Below are 1,982 nucleotides of genomic sequence, written 5' to 3'. Positions count from 1 at the left end.
CTTCATGCTTGGTTAGATAATAAAGCAATGCTGGGACTACACCCGCCGCACCGTTTGTTGGCGCGGTTACGACTGCTTGTCCCGCAGCATTCTCTTCATTGACCGCCATTGCGTATGCACAAAGCCAATCATTGACACTAGCATTACTGGGATTCGCGCTAAGATCGGAATATAACTTGTTTGCACGCCGCTCTAATAACAGTCCTCCGGGCAGTTGCCCATCAGCAGATAAACCACGTTCTATGCTTGCAAACATCGCCTCCTTAACTGTGCAAATATTTGCCTCAGTAACACTCTCAGCACTACTCATGCATTCATTTTCCATCTGAATTACTGCAAAGCTTTTATCTTCTTTCTCGGCGATAGACAGCAACTCACTCATGTTTGAATAGGTATGTTTCTGGCTGTGGCCGAACGGCACTTTACGCCTCCCTTTTTTCTCCTTTTGGCGCTTACTCTTATCGGCAAGTTCATCTTTAGTTAAAATAAAACCGCCACCAACGGAAAAGTACGTTTCAGACAAAATGACCCGTTCTTTCTCACCAGCACTTGATAGCGTAAAGCTGAAACCATTCGGATGTTCCGGGTACACGAGCTTCATATCAAACTCTATTCCCGACGCTGGGCCAAAGTTTACACACACACCTTGAACAATTTCGATAAAGTTTTTTTGCTGAAAACTATCAATCGCTTTTTCTAAATTACCGTTGAATGAAAGCTTAGCGGCCTGTGCCGGCGAATAGCCATTGAGACCCAGAAGGATTGCCGTATCTGTACCATGACCAATACCCGTATACGCTAAGGAACCTGTCAAGCGGCACCTAAGATTAAGGCGCTTGCCTTTAAGAAAGGTGGGATTTATAGCCTTTATCTTAGTGACGAAGTCCTTTGCGGCAATCATAGGGCCATTAGTATGAGAGCTGGAAGGTCCAATACCTAGTTTAAATAGATCTGTAATACTCGTGAACATAATACAACCTCACGCGTGATTTCTTTCTATGCAGGTAGCAACAAACCATAATCATCTTATTATAGCCTTAAACCCGTAACTCAGCCTGAACTTACAGCCTCATATAATAATTTATGGGTAGACACAGCCGATATTTGTCTATGACAAACAAACGATTAAGCCTTACAATGCAGCCGTGCTTATTATGGAGGATCGCTATGAAAAACTTATTCGACATCACCACGTCTACCCTTGCATCAACACTACGTGTTTGGCGTGGCACGTCAGCGAGCAAGGTTGCAATACAACCTGAGCAGGAGCTGGTTATATTCGACAGAGAAGGTTGCCCGGAATGTCGGTTTGTCAGGGAAGCACTGACCGAACTCAACCTTGATGCAATGGTAGCCCCCTGCCCAATCGGTGGGCGTGATATAAAAAAACTTGCACAAGAATCCGGCAGCCAGACGCTCCCAAGGTTATTCGACCCCAACACTGACCTCAATATTGCTGGCCGCGATGAAATTGTTACTTACCTATTTAAAGAGTACAGGGGCTTGGAAGTCCCTAAGCAACTCCGCCGCAGTTTAATGAATGATACGGCATCCAAACTGGCTAGTGTTTTACGTAATAATGCAGGTGTCCACGCGCGCCCTGCAAAAGCGGCTAAACTCCCATTGACGCTATATAGCTTCGAATCCAGCCCTTTTTCTCGTGTAGTAAGAGAAAAACTATGCGAACTTGAATTGCCATACTTACTGATCAATTTGGGCAAGCAGCAACTAGCTGATATGGGTCCGGCAAACTTCCGCTTCAGCATTGGCGCTTATCAACCATTAGAAAACACCAAGCGCGATGATTTCTTTAAAAAACATGGAAACGTGCAAGTACCGTTTCTTATTGATCCCAATACCGGAACAGAAATGTTTGAGTCTCAAGAAATTGCTCGCTATTTAGAGTCCACTTACGCGCAATAAAACGCGTTGACACAGCATATATAGCCTCTTATTTTCTTTAGTTAGCCATAAGCGCTAGT

2 protein-coding genes are annotated in these 1,982 nt (G+C 44.6%); one reads left to right on the top strand and one right to left on the bottom strand.

Annotated features, from left to right (window positions below; all coding sequences use genetic code 11):
- Positions 1-901, bottom strand: a 901-nt coding sequence (locus A3756_RS14350; RefSeq protein ID WP_231875545.1) for a serine dehydratase beta chain, incomplete at its 3' end; no start/stop codon positions are given.
- Between the two features lie 266 nt (positions 902-1,167).
- On the opposite strand from A3756_RS14350, the gene A3756_RS14345 reads away from it, so the two are divergent.
- Complete coding sequence (locus A3756_RS14345; RefSeq protein WP_068507339.1) at positions 1,168-1,923, top strand: glutathione S-transferase N-terminal domain-containing protein; 756 nt, start codon at positions 1,168-1,170, stop codon at positions 1,921-1,923.
- Positions 1,924-1,982 lie beyond the last annotated feature (59 nt).

This window comes from Oleiphilus sp. HI0086, from assembly GCF_001635225.1.
The sequence above is the reverse complement of the archived record's forward strand: the minus strand, read 5'-3'. Positions and strand labels throughout refer to the sequence as shown.